Genomic DNA, 16,944 nt, shown 5'->3' with positions numbered 1-16,944 from the left:
AGTGCAACAAGCCTGCTGCTCAGCGGTTAACTTCAGATTATTGTGCAGCGGTGATTTTAATTTCTATTTTCCAATGCGGATCCGCTAATTTTGCCGCTACCGTTGCCCGTGCTGGTGCACAGCCTGGGCTGAGCCATTGCTCCCATACTGCATTCATTGCCGCATAATCCGCAAAGTCAGTTAAATAAATAGTGGTATCAACCAGTTTATCCTTGCTGCTTTGACAGCGCGTTAACAAGGCATCAACTTGGCTTAATACGTTTTGGGTTTGCAGCGTAATATCATTACTGTCGGTGTCAGGCACCATGCCAGCACAAAATACTAAACCATTCACAATTACCGCTTCAGAATAACGACTAGCAGGATCAATACGTTGTATGCTCATAATCACTCCAAAAAAATAGTGCAGCAGGCATTGCTGCTTATTAAAGCTGAATTATGCAGGCTATTGTGCGGGATGGCAAAAAGGGCGTATGGCAACAGAGTTGCGTACGCCAAGCTCGCGGTTAGGATGGGGGTTATTCTGCTTTTGTGTTATGCAATGTCACCAGCGTAAAGGGCTGCATTGCCGGTAACTGTTGCTGTAATTGGCGCTCTAATTGCTGTAACTGTTCAAGCTCAGCACACAAGGTTGCGGCTTGCTCTTCTAGCGCTAGGGCTTTGCCTTGCATGTTTTGCTCGAGTTGCTCACCCATGGTTTCCATACGCTCGCCAAAAGCATTCATACGATCTTCAAATGAGCCACTACCACTTAACATGCTCTTGCCAACATGCATCAACATATTGCCCATCAGTTGCTGCACCATGTCTTCCATGGCCGCATCAAACTCTGGCCCAAAGGCTTGGTCTAGTTGCTCTAGCTTGCTGCCATTCAATAGCAAGGTATCGCCTTGTTGTCTTACCACTAAGTCTAAGCTTTGGCGAAGGTGTGCAAAAGCCGGTTGCAGTGCGCTTTGTTCCATGTCTGATTGGCCAGTTAACCCTGCAAACGTTTGCTCTAAGGCGGTGGTGGCTAACTGCAAAGCGTTGTTAACTAAATTCAGCGTACTGAAAGCTTGCTGGCGAACACTTTGCTGGTATTGCTGTAATAGCGCCGCAGTACTGGCATCGGTAGGGTGTAATTGCTCGGCAAGCCACAATTGGCCTGAGTTTGAAATACGCCACAGCGGCTGCTCTTCAGCTTGCAGGCTGACATCTTGCGCTGTAATGCGTAAATCATGCTTTAACGTTAAATGACAGTTTTCTGCTGCACTGAGTTGCCCAACAAAAAAGACACAGCAAATAAGTAATAAGGTTCTCATGATCAGTCCTTGGTTGTATTTCAATCACGCTGAGTAGTTTGCAAAGCCAATGCCAACTGCACATTATTGAATTTAATAGCTTTAATTTTTAAGGTGGCAGTTGTGACTGCTTAGTGTTGGCATGAAATACTATTTTTTGGCGAATTAGACCACATTGTTTCAAGGGGTTTTGGTCAGCATGAGTGGTTTTTAATTACTAATTGGCATAAAGAAGAGAGATCCATTCTTTTACCTGAATGACTTTAGCTGGCTAAAATAATCATCTAGATTTTTTGCAGGATATTTTATGCTTTTATCGTCTCTTGTTGCCCAAGCTAGCCCGTTGTCTGAGCAGCAAATTATTGAGTTGCAAGCTTTGCTGGTGAAATTGAATCCGATCCAACAAGCGTGGGTGAGTGGTTATTTAGCGGCCAGTGCCCAGTTAGCGGGGCAGACGTTAGCCGCACCCAGCGCCGCCACCAGTGCTGCCGCGCCAAGCTTAACGGTGTTGTTTGGCTCGCAAACGGGTAATGCCAAACATGTTGCAGAGGATATTGCAGCCGCAGCAACGGCCAAGGGGTTCGCGGTAAAAGTACAAGACTTGGCCGAGTATAAAAATACCAGCTTGAAAAATGAACGCTTGTTGGTGATGGTCACCTCAACTTATGGTGAGGGCGAACCGCCCGAAAATGCCATCAGTTTTTATAATTTTCTCTTTAGCAAGAAAGCGCCTGCGCTGCCTGAATTACGCTATGCCGTATTAGGCTTAGGCGATACCAGCTATGAATTCTTTTGTAAAACGGCGCAAGACTTTGATGAGCGTTTCGCGGCATTAGGCGCAAAAGCGCTGATTGCCCGTGCCGATTTAGATGTCGATTACGCTGAGCAAGCCGAGGAATGGCAACAGCAGCTGATAAAAGCACTGGAGCCCGAATTGGCTCAGGTAAGCAGTGCGGTAGCGGTGGATTTGACGAGTGTAGCTGCGCCAGCGGCAGTCAGTAGCTATAACAAGCAGCAACCCTTTAGTGCGGAATTGTATACCAACCAAAAAATCACAGGTCGAGACTCGACTAAAGATGTGCGGCATATCGAAATTTCTTTAGCCGGTTCAGGTTTAACTTATCAACCGGGTGATGCCTTAGGGGTCTATTTCCGTAATGATCCGTTGTTAGTGCGCGAGTTGTTATTGCTCACCGGCATTGCCAGTAATACGCCGGTGCAGTTATCCGAGTTGCAGCTACCGATAGCCGAGGCCTTGATTGAGCATCTAGAGCTAACGCAATCGTATCCGGGGTTTGTTAGTCGTTATGCCACGGCTATCGGCCATGCCGAATTACAAACCTTGGCGGCTGACAAAGTGGCGTTGCGACAGTATTTAGCCGATCGGCAAATTATCGACATCGTGCGTGATTACCCAGGTTTATTAAATGCCCAGCAATTGGTGGATGCGTTACGTAAGCAGCAGCCACGTTTGTATTCGATTGCCTCGTCTCAAGCTGAAGTGGAAGACGAAGTACATCTTACGGTGGGAGTGGTGCGTTATAACGCCTTTAACCTGCTGCATCTCGGTGGCGCATCAGGCTTTTTGGCTGAGCGCCTAGCGGAAGGTGAGCAGATTAAGGTATTTGTAGAGCAAAACAACAATTTCCGCTTACCCGAAAATGACGACACCCCGATCATCATGATTGGCCCCGGTACCGGTATAGCGCCGTTTCGCGCCTTTTTACAAGAGCGAGATGCCCGCGGTGCCAGCGGTAAAAACTGGTTGTTCTTTGGTAATCCGCATTTTACCCAAGATTTTCTCTATCAGGTTGAACTGCAAAACTATTTGAAACAAGGTTTGCTAAATAAATTAGACGTGGCCTTTAGCCGCGATACGGCTGAAAAAATTTATGTACAACATAAGTTAATGCAGCAAGCTGCGACAGTATGGCAGTGGTTAGAGCAGGGGGCGCATCTGTATATTTGTGGTGATGGCAATCGCATGGCGAAAGACGTACACCAAGCTTTGCTGAGCATCATTCAGCAACAGGGCGGCAAAGATGAAAAAGCGGCCCAACACTATTTAGACCAATTACGGGTTGCTAAGCGTTATCAGAAGGATGTGTATTAATGAGCCAATATCCAATCAAGCCAGAATTTGTCGCCCAGGGTAAGCTGTCTGACAACGAACGCTTAAAAGCCGAAAGTGAGCATTTACGCGGCACCATTACCACTGACTTAAAAGATGAAATCACCGGCGGTTTTACCGGCGATAACTTTATGCTGATCCGTTTTCATGGCATGTATCAGCAGGATGACCGCGATATCCGCGCTGAACGCGCGGCACAAAAATTAGAACCGCTGCACAATGTGATGCTGCGTGCGCGCATGCCAGGTGGCATTATTACGCCAACGCAGTGGCTGGCCATCGATAAGTTTGCAGCGGATAAAACGCTGTACGGCAGTATTCGTTTAACCACTCGGCAAACCTTTCAATTTCATGGTGTATTAAAGCCACACGTGAAACCGATGCACCAATTTTTAAGCAGTATCGGTATTGATTCCATTGCCACGGCCGGCGATGTAAACCGTAACGTGCTGTGTACCTCTAATCCGGTAGAAAGTGAGCTACATCAACAGGCCTATCAATGGGCGGTGCAGATCAGTGAGCATTTATTACCGAAAACTCGCGCGTATGCCGAAATTTGGTTAGATGAAGAAAAAGTCGAAACCACTGAAACCGAGCCGGTGTTAGGTGAACATTATTTACCGCGTAAATTTAAAACCACCGTGGTGATCCCACCGCATAACGACGTGGATTTACACGCCAATGATCTTAACTTTGTGGCCATTGCCGAGCAGGGCAAATTAATTGGTTTTAACGTGCTGGTTGGCGGTGGTTTAGCCATGACCTTTGGTGACACGGCAACCTATCCACGCCAAGCAGAGGAGCTGGGTTTTATTGGCCTTGAGCACGTATTAAAAGTGGCCGAGCATGTGGTTACGGTGCAGCGTGATTATGGTGATCGGGTGAACCGCAAAACAGCCAAAACCAAGTACACCATTGACCGCATCGGCTTAGATAACTTCCGCGCTGAAGTAGAGCAGCGCGTAGGTGTCCGTTTTGCGCCGGTGAAGCCTTATCAGTTTACCACCCGTGGTGATCGTTTCGGTTGGGTAGAAGGCATAGATGGTCAACATCACTTAACGCTGTTTATTGAAAATGGCCGGATCTTAGATTTTCCGAACAAACCGTTAAAAACCGGTTTAGCCAAAATTGCCCAGATCCATCAGGGCGATTTTCGGATGACCGCTAATCAAAACTTAATTGTTGCAGGGGTGCCGGCCAGTCAAAAAGCGCAAATTGAGCAGTTAGCCCGTGAGCACGGTTTAATTGACGATAACCACAGTGAGCAACGCAAAAACTCCATGGCGTGTGTGTCTTTTCCAACCTGCCCGTTAGCCATGGCAGAGGCCGAGCGCTACTTACCTGAATTAGTGACTAAGGTCGAGGGCTTATTAACTAAGCATCAAATCAGCGACGATCATATTGTCTTGCGGGTAACCGGCTGTCCGAATGGCTGTGGTCGGGCCATGCTGGCCGAAGTGGGGCTGGTAGGCCGCGCGCCAGGTAAATATAACCTGTATCTGGGAGGCAACCGCATTGGTACGCGTATTCCAAAACTGTTATTAGATAACGTCGCTGAAGCCGAGATCCTCGATACGCTGGATCAACTGATTGGCCGCTGGAGTCAAGAGCGGCAAAGCGGTGAGTGCTTTGGTGATTTTGTGATCCGCGTTGGTGTGGTCGCAGCAGTCAAAGTATCAAAAACGGATTTTCACGCGTAAAAGGTAACAATAATGAATGCTATCGCCCAAGACTATCACGCCATTTTGCGGCAATCAGCCGCAACTCAGCAAGCGTGGTTGCAACAGATCAATGCGCAGCTCGCTCCCATGAGTGCCGCACAGCGGGTGCAGTGGGCGTTAGCTAATCTACCGCTCAATCCGATGCTTAGTTCCAGTTTTGGGATCCAGGCGGCGGTGATGCTGCATTTAGTCAGCAGTCAGCAGCAGGATATTCCGGTAGTGTTAACCGATACCGGTTATTTATTTCCTGAAACCTACCAATTTATTGATCAGCTGACAGAGCGGCTACAACTGAATTTAAAAGTGTATCGCGCCACATTAAGCCCCGCCTGGCAAGAAGCTCGCTTCGGTCAGTTATGGCAAACAGCGGAGGGGTTAAAACACTATAATCAGTTAAACAAGGTAGAGCCGATGCAGCGTGCGCTGCAACAACTCGAAGTAGGCTGTTGGTTTACCGGCTTACGCCGCAGTCAAAGCAGTACCCGTGCCGATAAAGCTATTGTTGAAATTAGCCGTGGTGTGGTGAAGGTGCAACCGATTATCGACTGGTCTAATAAAGACGTGTTTTATTATTTAAAAGAGCACAACTTGCCATATCACCCGTTGTGGGAAAAAGGTTATCTCTCTGTCGGCGATACGCATTCCACCGTTAAATTTGAACCCGGGATGCGCGAAGAAGACACCCGTTTTAACGGCCTTGGCCGTGAGTGCGGTTTGCATATGGATGGTGATGGTATTTAGGTTTTTTAGCGTTGCACTTTCACTTCGCTGAAATTTCAGCCATAGTAACGATATACTTTTTACCAACATAATCGTATTGCAATGAAATGGTTTGTCATCTTGTGTTTAGGCTTGCTGTTTCAGCAAAGTCAGGCGGAGCCGCTGGTGATGTATACCGAGCATTTCCCTCCTTATAGCTATGAACAAGATCAGCATGTTACTGGCTTAAATGCGGAAATTGTGCGGCGCACTTGTGAAGTGGCGTTACTAAAGTGTGACTTTCAACTGATGCCGTGGCTGCGGGCACTGGAAACAGCACAGCGCACACCGAATAGCGGCTTATTTTCGACCGCTCGTAACGCCTTACGTGAAAAAAAATTTCAATGGGTTGGGCCTATCGTGCATGCTTCAGCCAATATGTATTGGTTGGCTTCGCGCTCGGATACACCGCCTCAAAATCTTGAAGAAGCCAAAAAATATGTTGTTGCGGTTGCCCGTGGCGACGTTTACGAAATATATTTGTTAAGCCAAGGTTTTGAAGTTGGCGTCAATTTAATTCAATTCAACAGTAAAGCTGATGCGGTATTGCCCTTTTTACATGGCAAAGTCGACTTACTGATCGCTTCTGATTTGATTTTACCGGTCTGGTTAGAGCAACATCAACAAACCCCATCAGCGGTAACTGCGATAATCGATTTATCTACGATTGGCAATAATTATCTCGCCTTGCACCCACAAATGCCCATCGCCACGGTTGAGCGTTTGCAAGTAGCGCTTGATCAGCTTAAGGCGAATGGTGAATTTGATGCCCTCTCAAAACAGTTTTTGGTGAAACCTTCACCAAGCTCTCGTTAATTAAGTACCAATGTCGTTAAACAGCGCAAACCATACTGCTGAGTGACGGTGCACTACGTATCGATAAAAATAGGCTATTGAAATTCCGTTCAGCCGCCCTAATTACCTTAGCACTATTGAGGTTGCGATTATTTTTGACCTGATAGCCGCTGTGCAACATATATAACGGATGAAGCAAACCATCTTCATCGATTAAAGTGATTAGGATGATTTGTTTTATTCGTTTTAAAAGTCTGGTCGAGTTAGATAGACTAGTCGGCGTTGAAACAAGAAACTGTTTTTATTAACCCAAAGGAGCAAGACAATGTCTTCATTAATTAACACTAAAATCAAACCTTTCAAAGCGACTGCCTTTCATCAAGGTAAATTCGTACCAGTAACTGAGCAAGACTTACTGGGCAAATGGTCTGTTGTTTGCTTCTACCCAGCTGACTTTACTTTTGTTTGCCCAACTGAATTAGGCGACTTGGCTGATTTCTACGCTAAGTTCCAAGAAATGGGCGTTGAAGTTTACTCAGTATCGACTGACACGCACTTCACGCACAAAGCATGGCATGACGCGTCAGAAACCATCAAGAAAATTCAATACCCAATGATCGGTGACCCAACAGGTGCCATCACACGCAACTTCGGCGTAATGATTGAAGAAGATGGTTTAGCGTTACGTGGTACTTTCGTGATCAACCCTGAAGGCGTGATCAAAGTATGTGAAATCCACGACTTAGGTATCGGCCGTAGCGCTGCTGAATTGTTCCGTAAAGTGCAAGCTGCACAATACGTAGCAGATCATGACGGTGAAGTGTGCCCAGCTAAGTGGACGCCAGGTGAAAAGACCTTAGCGCCTTCTTTAGACCTAGTTGGTAAGATCTAAATTTGATGCAAACTGCAGGCAACTGCAGTGTGACACGCTAGATACAGTACTCCCCGTGAGGCTGTAATCTAGCCTCACACTGCCAAACTCAAGTTTGGTGTCAGGCCAGCGGCTTCGCTGGCCTCGCTCTCCCTTGCCCTGCTGCGCCGCAATCTCCATATTTTTTAAGGATTTATGAGTTATGTTAGATACTAACCTGAAGCAACAATTACAAACTTATCTGCAGAACCTGAAAACTCAGGTAGAGCTGGTGGTATCTTTGGATGATAGCGCCAAGGCAGCTGAGGTAAATGAACTAGCAACGGAAATTGCTGAATTATCAGATTTAGTCAGTGTGTCGCGTGATGACAGCGCAGCTGACCGCAAACCGTCGATGCTGGTTCGCTCTGCTGCGAAAAATACGCAAATCACTTTTGCTGGTGTGCCGCTAGGACATGAGTTTACCTCATTAGTACTGGCCTTATTACACTCGGGCGGCCACCCTATCAAAGTTGAAGCCGATTTGATTGAACAAATCAAAAATATTCCAGGCGAGTTTAAGTTTGAAACTTATATCTCCTTAAGCTGCCAAACCTGTCCAGAAGTGGTGCAGGCACTCAATATTATGTCTGCCATTAACCCGAATATCACTAACGTGATGATTGATGGTGCCATGTTCCAAGACGAAGTATCGGCTAAAAATGTCATGGCTGTACCGTCGGTATTTTTAAATGGCGAATTATTCTCGCAAGGTGCGATTACCCTAGAGAAAATCTTACAGAAAATCGATGTAAATGCTGAAAAGCGTCAAGCTGAAGCGTTGAAGAATAAACCAGACTTTGACGTGCTCGTGGTCGGTGGTGGTCCAGCCGGTGCTGCAGCGTCTATTTATACTGCACGTAAAGGTTTAAATACCGGTATTATTGCAGAGCGCTTTGGTGGTCAGGTGGCGGATACCGTAGGTATTGAAAACTTTATCTCGGTGAAATATACCGAGGGCCCAAAACTGGTGGCCGGTTTAGAAGCACACGTGCGTGAGTATGACGTTGATGTTATGAATAACCAACGCGCGGTGAAGTTACGTAAAACTGATAAAGTTGAGCTAGAACTGGCGAACGGCGCGGTACTGAAAAGTAAGACCATTATCCTAAGCCCCGGTGCCCGCTGGAGAGAAATGAATGTGCCTGGCGAGCAAGAATATCGTGGTAAAGGCGTAGCGTACTGCCCACACTGCGACGGCCCGCTATTTAAGGGTAAAAAGGTTGCTGTGATTGGTGGTGGTAACTCGGGTATTGAAGCGGCCATCGACTTAGCCGGTATTGTTGAACATGTGACTGTACTGGAATTTGCTGCGGAGCTTCGCGCCGATGCGGTATTAGTGAAAAAAGCCAACTCAATGGGCAATATCACCATTATCACCGAAGCGCAGACTACCGAAGTGACCGGTGATGGTAACCGAGTAAATGGTTTAAGTTACATCGATCGTCCAAGTGGTGAAGCTAAACATGTTGAGTTAGCCGGTATTTTCGTGCAAATCGGTTTAGTGCCGAACACGGAATGGTTACGTGGTGCTGTGGAATTATCACCACGCGGTGAAATTATTATTGATGAACGCGGTCAAACTTCTATCCCAGGCGTGTTTGCCGCCGGTGATGCCACCACAGCGCCGTTTAAGCAAATCATTATTGCTTTAGGGGCTGGCGCAACAGCGGCTTTAGGCGCGTTTGATTATTTAATTCGCCAGTAGGTTCTGGTTCCACTGAGTTTTGTTATTGCTATTCTCATCCCTGCTTGCGGCAACTTCGGTTGCCGCTTTTTTTTGCTGTCATTTTGTTAAAAACGACAACACCCACACGCGTTGCACCTTCGCCGTAAGCTGATCTTAGCTCAGCCGTTTGGTATTGCAATATTAATAAGCCGCTATCGTTTTAATGCCTTTTGGTTATAACAGAGCGCGAATATCTATTTCCGTTCAGTTAGGCTGAGCGCTATGATTCATCATTAAGATGGCCTGTATCCGCTAACTGTAGGAGCCTTTGTGCAGTATCTGCCTTTGTTTGTAAAACTTACCGATAAACCGGTACTGATTGTCGGTGGTGGCTCGGTTGCCTTACGCAAAGCCGGCACGCTGCTTACGGCGGGTGCCAAGCTGACGGTGATCTCTCCCGAGTTTGCCGCAGAATTTATCGAGTGGCAGCATCAAGGTAAGGCAGAGCTGATTACCGGCTATTTTTCTCCAGAGCTACTGGACGGTAAATTATTAGTCATCGCCGCCACCGATAACGATAGCGTTAATGCTGCTGTATTTGCCGCCGCCACCGCCCGCAATATGTTGGCCAATACGGTAGATGATCAGCCTAAATGCAGTTTTATTTTCCCTTCGATTATAGACCGTAGCCCGATTATTATTGCGATCTCCAGTTTTGGTACGGCACCGGTGTTAGCGCGCCGTTTACGCGAAAAGCTCGAAACCTTATTACCCCAGCATCTTGGGCCTCTAGCACAGTTAGTGGGGCGATTTCGCGATAAAGTTAAAGCTAAATTTCAAGGTTTTGCTGCGCGTCGGCAGTTTTGGGAAAAAGTGTTTGATTCTGATGTGGTGCGCGATCTTGAGCAAAACTTACCCGCGCAAGCGGAGCAGCGTTTAGATGCGATGCTGCAAGATCAGGTGCCTGCGCGGCAAGGCGAAGTGTGGATTGTCGGCGCCGGCCCAGGCGATCCAGAGTTATTAACCTTAAAAGCGCTACAATTAATGCAACAAGCTGATGTTGTTGTGTATGACTATCTGGTTTCGCCAGAAATTTTAGAACTGGTACGGCGTGACGCCGAACGGCTGTGTGTGGGTAAAAAAGCGGGGGCGCATTCGGTCGCGCAGCAAGAAACCAATGCCTTACTGATCGAACTAGCCTTAGCGGGTAAAAAAGTGTGTCGTTTAAAAGGCGGCGACCCCTTTATTTTTGGTCGTGGCGGCGAAGAAATTGAGGCGTTATTGCCGCACCTTATTCCGTTTCAAGTGGTACCGGGCGTGACGGCTGCCGCAGGCTGTGCCGCTTATGCGGGGATCCCATTAACGCATCGTGAGCATGCACAAAGCGTACAGTTTGTTACTGGCCATTGTCGTAAAGACGGTGATCAGCCCGACTGGCATAGTATGAGTCGCTCGCAGCAAACCTTAGTGATTTATATGGGTATTTTAAAAGCGGCAGATATTCAAGCCCAGTTAATCGCGGCAGGGCGGCATGCCAACACCCCCTTAGCCATTGTTGAAAACGGTACTCGGCGCGAGCAGCGTGTGATCACCGGTACTTTGGCTGAACTGGGCAGCTTGGTGCAACAACATCAGGTGGTATCGCCGGCGTTAGTGATTATAGGTGAAGTGGTTGCGTTACAATCGCAGTTACATTGGTTTGGGCAGCGGCCCAGTGCCGCAGTGTTTGCACAGCCGCTAACCCAACTGCAGTAACCGCCAGCGCAGGGTATACTCTGCCTAAGCGTACTAACAGAGAGTGAATAATGGCGAATAATGCGCATATTAAATGGCAAGACTATCAAGTGGATGCCACAACCCGAGCTGAACTTAATGGTCATCAAAGTGCGGTAGTCTGGTTTACGGGGCTCAGTGGTTCAGGTAAATCGACGGTGGCCAATGCCTTAGAGCAAGCGCTGCTGGCGCGAGGTACCCATACTTATTTGCTCGATGGTGATAATGTACGGCATGGTTTGTGTGCTGACTTAGGCTTTAGCGCCGCCGATCGTACCGAGAATTTACGCCGCGTCGGTGCGGTGGCGGGCTTAATGGTCGATGCTGGTTTATTGGTATTAAGTGCTTTTATCTCGCCTTATCGCAGTCAACGTGAATTAGTGAAAAGCTTAGTGCCAGCAGGTAAATTTATTGAAGTGCATATCGCCACGCCTTTGGCTGTTTGTGAGCAGCGCGATGTCAAAGGCTTATACAAAAAAGCCCGTGCCGGAGAAATTAGCCACTTTACGGGCATCTCTGATCCTTATGAGCCGCCTATCGCTGCTGATTTAGTGCTTAATACCGCTGAGCTTACTATTGAGCAAAGTGTTGAGCAATTGCTGGCGCTTTTACAGCGCCGGCACATTATTATTTAACGTGAGTTGGCGTGGCCTTATCGGCTAAATGAGCTTATTCATGGCATGACAGCCTTATTTAATCTGGAATTCAACATGCAACTTTTACAGAATATTATTCAGATCGCCGAACAAGCCGGTGCGGCTATTTTAACGGTATATCAAAAAGACAGCAGTGATTTTAATATCACCGATAAAGCCGATACTTCACCTCTAACCGCTGCCGATTTGGCGGCACATCAGTTAATTGTGCAAGCGTTAACGGCACTGACCCCCGAGATTCCCATTTTGTCTGAAGAAGCCGCCGATATTAGCTGGGATATTCGCCAGAAATGGTCGCGTTATTGGTTGGTCGACCCCTTGGATGGCACGAAAGAATTTATCAAACGGAATGGCGAATTTACCGTTAATATTGCACTGATTGAACAGGGTGAGCCGGTGCTTGGCGTGATCCATGCGCCTGTGCTGGAAAGAACGTACTCTGCGGCAAAAGGCATCGGCAGTTTTGTAAAAAACGCCAGTGGTAGCCTGCCTATTCAGGTGAGTAAACCGGGTGAAGTTATTCGTGTGGTCGGCAGTCGCAGTCATCCAAGCCCCGATTTAGCCGGTTATCTCGCACAGTTTCCGCAGCATGAAATGGTCGCGGTGGGCAGCTCACTCAAGTTCTGCTTAGTGGCTGAGGGCAGTGCCGATGTCTATCCTCGTTTTGGCCCAACCATGCAATGGGATACCGGCGCTGGCCATATTATTGCACTAGAGGCCGGGGCAAAAGTGAGTTTTAGCGGCATCGATGCGCAGGTTTATCATCGTGAAAACCTCCTGAATCCACACTTTATGGTGTCAGCACTTAACGACTAACCGCAAAAATTTGGTTACACTAAGCGCAGCTAATAAAGGTGACTTATGCGTTTAGATAAATTTATATGTGATTGTACTGGTTTGACGCGTTCGCAAGCCGGTAAAAATATTCGTCAAGGCCTTGTGACGGTCAATGGCGAAGTGGTGAAACAAGCCGCGCGCCAAGTGTTAGCGGCTGACAGCGTAACCTTGGATGATCAACCGCTGCAGCTGATTGGTTTACGCTACTTTATGTTGCATAAGCCTGCCGGTTACATCTGCGCTAATGACGATCCAGAACATCCTACCGTGTTTACCTTACTCGACGAGCCACTTGTTGAGCGCCTGCACAGTGTAGGGCGGCTGGATCTGGATACTACCGGCCTCTTACTGTTAACCGACGACGGGCAGTGGTCACATCGATTAACGGCGCCAAAGCATCATGTTCCGAAAACCTACCGTGTCTGGACTGCCGATCCAATCCCTACAGAGGCCATCGCGCAATTTGCCGAAGGCATCATGCTGCGCAACGAAAAAGACGCCACTAAACCCGCAGAGTTGGTGATTGTTGATGAATGCGAAGCCCTGCTGACCATTCATGAGGGGCGTTATCATCAAGTAAAACGCATGTTCGCCGCGCTTGGCAATAAAGTTGAGCAGTTACATCGCGAGCAAATTGGTGGGTTGAAATTACCAATAGATTTAGTTGTAGGTGAATACAAAGAGCTTGATGAAAAAGAGTTGAGCCTGTTAAACAGCTGATGTCATTACCAGTATAGACCGAGAGAGAATCCTATCTCGGTTGATTCGCTGTCCTGTGATAAATTCAAGCGTACTTCTGTATTGGTACTTAATGCGTATCTGGTGGCAAACTTTATATGATGAGTGTCGGCGCCAGATTTGAAGTGCCTTACTTCAGCATCTAAATTTGTAGCTAAACTGTCGCTAATATACCAAGTTGTTAGTAGGCGAGTGGCGATAAAAGAATTATCGACATTCGCATCACGGCCCGAGTAGCCAGCGCCAATAAAGCCACTGATGTTAAAATGTGGCGAGCTTTGAAATGCATAGCCAATACCAGAACTTACTTTCACAGCGTTGCAAGTGGTGCAACCAAGTTGTGTTTGTGTTGAGCCAATGTCGATATACCAAGAATGATTTTGATCTCCTGGTAGCCCCGTTAAGTTTGCTCTAACGCTTTCAATTTTTAACAGCGACAGATCTTTGATAAAAACTCTTTGAGATGTAAAACCTAGACTGAATTCACCCATACTCAATGCAGAATATTTGACATGACCTTCTTGCGCATCTAGAGCATCATAATATGCGGGTCGAATTTGTAACTTAGCAAAGTTTTCTGCATTACTGGCATGCACAAGTTGAATGGCAGCAAGGCTAGGTTTACGACCTAAATGCGGACGTCTGTTTGAGATAAAGGCTGTCTTTAATCTACCAGGTGGTAATTGATAGCGTAATAATAGAGAATTTTTATAATAGATCTTGTTTAGATCGGCATCTCCTTTATCCGCTTTGAGCATAAACTGAAAATAGTCTATCAAGGTATCGACAATTTGTTGTTGTTGCTCGATGTTAAAATCGGCCAATTGCGCAATACTAATCTTCTCAGGTGTATGCACCATATTGCTAAGTTGTAACTTCTGTTCATTACTCAACATAGCAAAACGTTGGTAAAGTCTGCTTTGCCTGGAAGGGTGGTATTTAATGTGCTTAATGATAGGTTTTTGGTTGGTGTTATCCTTGGCCAAGTTTTGCATTATAGCTTGGGGAGTTGCCCATAACCGTGAGGCATCGGTAATGTTATTTTGTAATACCAATTCCAATAACTGTCCCATATGAAATGCACAGTTACGATTAAAGAAAAAGTATTGATAGTCTATTTCTAGCAGTTCCCAAATATGCCCGAGAAGTAGTCTTAGTGCCGTTTTATCAAGGTCTAGCTCGTATTCCCATAGATCACGCAGTTCAGACTCGCCATAATTTCCAGCATGCAGAAAATATTGTTGCTGGGTGAAAGCTGAGTCATAACCGCCAATAATGCCTTTGATAATATATGCTGCCATATTTTCATTAACGGGTACATCAGCACCGAAGTTAATAGCGGTGTTTTGTAAATCCGAAAGTTCGCTATTAGCACTATTAAGTTTAATCAATAAATGCCCATAGTAAGATGCTGGGTTACCCAGAAAGCCAGTAGCAAACACTATGCTTACGGATTCAATTTCCTGTTCTTGGCTAAAGGCCTGAAAAGCAGGGCAGGACATCTCAGTAATGCCAAGCGTGGTAAAATCAAGTTGTGTTTTCAGCCAAGCATAACGACCAGCAAATCGACATTGCGGATGATTATCTGGGTTCATTTCCTGTTGTGGTTCAGCAAAAGCTTTTAGCGTTGATATAAGCTCTGCTTTAGGATTAATCTGACCCTGACCATCTAAGAAAAACCGGCTAGAGGTGACAAAACTGCGACCATTGTCATAAACAAGGAGTTTGAGCCATGTAGGTGAATTTGCTAACCTTGAGATAGACTCTTGGTTTTCGAATGAGTAGGCACTAGCCAATTTGCCAAATAGGCAAAGACAGATTGCGAGAAAGAAACGAGTCATTGAAATGTTCAGAATAGGATAGAAAGAAAAAACTTTCTATCCTTGTTTTCCTTATTAAGCTTCGTTTACAGCGTTAACAACAGCTGAGAAGAACATTTGAGATTTTTCGATTTTGCTTGCGGTATTATATTCGTCAGCAATAACGTGTTGTGCAACTTGCGCGCGTAGTGCGTTAACAACATCTTGCTTCGCGGTTTGCTCAACTTCGAGGATATTCATTAACGCTACTAAGTGTTCACCTTCACCACGAGCTGTGTCTTCGATCAGGTTGTCATAAGTATTAAGAATAAACGTTGCCGCAGTGACGTTTTTGCCTGAACAAGTTTCTGGACTTGCAGTAGCAGAAGTAACAGCGGTGGTACCGATGTCCCAAATTACGTTTGAGGTTACGGCAAGGGTTTTGTTTTCTGAAAATAATGCTGCACCAATACCACAATCAGAAAAAGGGTTTGGACCTGAGCCAACTTCTTTTGATTTATCTTGCGCATTAGCTGAGCCTACAACTGTGAATGCCATCAATACTGTTGCAAAAACACTGTACTTCATATCAAATCCTTTAGTTTATTGTTATTAAATACACTATAAATAGTGCGGCAATATTTATATCTTTTCTAAGTTTTAAAATCTAGTGGCATTAATAAAAAATAATTGTTTTGTGGTTATTGTGAAATTTTGAGGTTGTGACTAAATAACTTTCCTAGAAACAACAGGTTACTCAGGGAAGAGAACTTAATGCTGTTTGCGCGTTCAGAACGGTCGCCAAACTAACTCGCTAATAAGCATAGAAACAGCATTAAGTATGAACAGAAAAGCTTTTTTATATAGCGCGGAAACTCGCCGATTAAAGATGATTATTTATAAAACACGAGATAGAGCTCCATACAGTCCTGGTGGTGTTAACGCAAGGACGCTTGGATATTAGCGTTCACCTTGGCGTGTAGAGTTGTTTGCGCTGTAACTGAGCAAGTTATGCTACATTCAGATCCTTAGCTCTACTATCAGATGCTGGTTGCACAAACACAGGAAGTGACTGGCGTAGATCTGAGCCAACCCTCTAAAATCCAAAACTTGGATAAAGAGGAGAAACTGGAGTCTACCTAGGAAGCGCTAGCAGTTCACATTATTGACCACTCGGTGTTTTGCAAAGATTAATTGGATATCCATCTGAATCTTAAAATCGGTGTAGATTTGGAGCATCGTAGCAAGCAGAGTAGGGTAGCAACGTCTGGCCAGAAAATAAACATTATCTGGCGGGAGCATTGCAAGGCCAGACTGGGCAAATCGTTTATGTGGGAGATGGCCGCAAGGCCAGTGACTTATTTATTAAATTGCTAGAAAGGCTTAAAGGACAATATCGTCGGGCGAAAAGAATTGAATTAATCATCGAACAGATCATTCGGAATCATTATTGTAAAAACATGGATGATTTGTTGAAGCACGTTTATTATTTAATGAATACCGCTAAACAGTTTCTGGGTAGCAAGCATGGACTAAAGTAGGTTTATCACAATTAGGACCACTTATTTAGTCTTAATATTAAATTAACACTAGAGCAAAGGGAATGTTATGAACTTTATCGCTTTTTTAATTTTAGGCGCCTTGGCGGGTTGGATAGCGGGCAATATTATGAAAGGCCGCGGTTTTGGTTTGCTAGGTAATATTGTGGTGGGGATTGTCGGTTCTATGCTGGGCGGTTTTTTATTTAGTGCGTTGGGCTTAAAAGCCTTTGGTTTTGTTGGTTCGTTAATCACGGCAACGGTAGGTGCTGTGGTGTTATTGTATTTAATCAGTTTAGTCAAACGTAGCTAGAGCTTAAAAACCCTAATCATATTTA

General features: G+C 45.8%; 15 protein-coding genes. 11 read left to right on the top strand and 4 right to left on the bottom strand.

Translation table 11 applies throughout. The features are described 5' to 3' along the window. Positions 1–37: 37 nt before the first annotated feature. Together ORJ01_RS06840 and ORJ01_RS06835 are read right to left on the bottom strand one after the other, a co-directional pair. Positions 38–385: a RidA family protein gene (locus tag ORJ01_RS06840; RefSeq protein ID WP_306177403.1), complete on the bottom strand. Its 348-nt coding sequence runs from the start codon at positions 383–385 to the stop codon at positions 38–40. A 133-nt stretch (positions 386–518) separates the two neighbouring features. Beyond that, entirely contained in the window at positions 519–1,301 is a 783-nt protein-coding gene (locus ORJ01_RS06835; RefSeq protein ID WP_306177402.1) for a DUF2884 family protein, read from the bottom strand. Positions 1,302–1,587: 286 nt separating this feature from the next. On the opposite strand from ORJ01_RS06835, the gene ORJ01_RS06830 reads away from it, so the two are divergent. The 10 genes from ORJ01_RS06830 to rsuA all read left to right on the top strand — a co-directional run bounded on the left by ORJ01_RS06830 (position 1,588) and on the right by rsuA (position 13,251). Continuing rightward, positions 1,588–3,393, top strand: a complete 1,806-nt coding sequence (locus ORJ01_RS06830; protein WP_306177401.1) for an assimilatory sulfite reductase (NADPH) flavoprotein subunit — start codon at positions 1,588–1,590, stop codon at positions 3,391–3,393. Next, on the top strand, positions 3,393–5,111 hold the full coding sequence (gene cysI / locus ORJ01_RS06825; RefSeq protein WP_306177400.1) for an assimilatory sulfite reductase (NADPH) hemoprotein subunit: 1,719 nt from the start codon (positions 3,393–3,395) through the stop codon (positions 5,109–5,111). Before ORJ01_RS06830 ends, cysI begins: the two co-directional genes overlap by 1 nt. Positions 5,112–5,123: 12 nt before the next feature. Beyond that, positions 5,124–5,873: a phosphoadenylyl-sulfate reductase gene (locus tag ORJ01_RS06820; protein WP_306177399.1), complete on the top strand. Its 750-nt coding sequence runs from the start codon at positions 5,124–5,126 to the stop codon at positions 5,871–5,873. Positions 5,874–5,954: 81 nt separating this feature from the next. Continuing rightward, positions 5,955–6,707, top strand: coding sequence for an ABC transporter substrate-binding protein (locus ORJ01_RS06815; protein ID WP_306177398.1), 753 nt, complete (start codon positions 5,955–5,957; stop codon positions 6,705–6,707). Positions 6,708–7,011: 304 nt separating this feature from the next. Further along, positions 7,012–7,578, top strand: a complete 567-nt coding sequence (ahpC, locus tag ORJ01_RS06810) for an alkyl hydroperoxide reductase subunit C (protein WP_226750538.1) — start codon at positions 7,012–7,014, stop codon at positions 7,576–7,578. A gap of 181 nt (positions 7,579–7,759) precedes the next feature. Continuing rightward, complete coding sequence (ahpF, locus tag ORJ01_RS06805) at positions 7,760–9,304, top strand: alkyl hydroperoxide reductase subunit F (protein WP_306177397.1); 1,545 nt, start codon at positions 7,760–7,762, stop codon at positions 9,302–9,304. 291 nt (positions 9,305–9,595) lie between these two features. Beyond that, a complete protein-coding gene (cysG, locus tag ORJ01_RS06800; RefSeq protein ID WP_306177396.1) occupies positions 9,596–11,020 on the top strand; it encodes a siroheme synthase CysG in 1,425 nt (474 codons plus the stop codon). 50 nt (positions 11,021–11,070) lie between these two features. Beyond that, on the top strand, positions 11,071–11,673 hold the full coding sequence (cysC, locus tag ORJ01_RS06795; RefSeq protein WP_306177395.1) for an adenylyl-sulfate kinase: 603 nt from the start codon (positions 11,071–11,073) through the stop codon (positions 11,671–11,673). A 75-nt stretch (positions 11,674–11,748) separates the two neighbouring features. Then, positions 11,749–12,510 (top strand): 3'(2'),5'-bisphosphate nucleotidase CysQ, encoded by a 762-nt coding sequence (gene cysQ, locus ORJ01_RS06790; RefSeq protein WP_306177394.1) that lies wholly within the window; start codon positions 11,749–11,751, stop codon positions 12,508–12,510. Positions 12,511–12,555: 45 nt separating this feature from the next. Continuing rightward, positions 12,556–13,251, top strand: coding sequence for a 16S rRNA pseudouridine(516) synthase RsuA (gene rsuA / locus ORJ01_RS06785; protein ID WP_306177393.1), 696 nt, complete (start codon positions 12,556–12,558; stop codon positions 13,249–13,251). A 5-nt stretch (positions 13,252–13,256) separates the two neighbouring features. Here rsuA and ORJ01_RS06780 read toward each other — a convergent pair whose 3' ends face one another. Both ORJ01_RS06780 and ORJ01_RS06775 read right to left on the bottom strand, forming a co-directional pair. Further along, positions 13,257–15,110, bottom strand: coding sequence for a DUF4105 domain-containing protein (locus ORJ01_RS06780; RefSeq protein ID WP_306021895.1), 1,854 nt, complete (start codon positions 15,108–15,110; stop codon positions 13,257–13,259). Positions 15,111–15,164: 54 nt separating this feature from the next. Then, positions 15,165–15,656: a DUF3015 family protein gene (locus ORJ01_RS06775; RefSeq protein ID WP_306021894.1), complete on the bottom strand. Its 492-nt coding sequence runs from the start codon at positions 15,654–15,656 to the stop codon at positions 15,165–15,167. Positions 15,657–16,676: 1,020 nt separating this feature from the next. Here ORJ01_RS06775 and ORJ01_RS06770 point away from each other — a divergent pair. Next, a complete protein-coding gene (locus tag ORJ01_RS06770) occupies positions 16,677–16,919 on the top strand; it encodes a GlsB/YeaQ/YmgE family stress response membrane protein (RefSeq protein WP_226750527.1) in 243 nt (80 codons plus the stop codon). Positions 16,920–16,944: the final 25 nt, after the last annotated feature.

Source organism: Alishewanella sp. SMS8, assembly GCF_030737935.1.
In the GTDB taxonomy this organism is placed as follows: Bacteria; Pseudomonadota; Gammaproteobacteria; order Enterobacterales; family Alteromonadaceae; genus Alishewanella; species Alishewanella maricola.
Note: the sequence above shows the minus strand (reverse complement) of the source record. Positions and strands in the feature narration are given on the sequence as shown.